Here is a 251-nt window from a genome sequence, read left to right on the forward strand (position 1 = left end):
AACGAAGGAACGGCGTTCCAACGCGACGATTCACAGTTCGATCGTCTGTTCCGGGACGGAGACACCTATGAAATCGGTTCTCTGATGGCCCATGTCCTGGATACGCCAGGCCACACACCCGCATGCATCAGCCATGTCATCGGCGATGCCGTCTTCGTCGGCGATACGCTGGTTATGCCGGACGGCGGCACGGCACGGGCGGACTTCCCCGGCGGGGACGCGCGTGTGCTTTACCGCTCCATCCAGCGACT

1 protein-coding gene is annotated in these 251 nt (G+C 62.2%); it reads left to right on the plus strand.

What is annotated here, in order from left to right; genetic code table 11:
* A partial coding sequence (locus KVS69_RS20045) for an MBL fold metallo-hydrolase (protein WP_217539974.1) occupies nucleotides 1–251 on the plus strand: 251 nt, incomplete at both ends.

This window comes from Stenotrophomonas sp. GbtcB23, assembly GCF_019091045.1.
GTDB lineage: Bacteria > Pseudomonadota > Gammaproteobacteria > Xanthomonadales > Xanthomonadaceae > Stenotrophomonas > Stenotrophomonas rhizophila_A.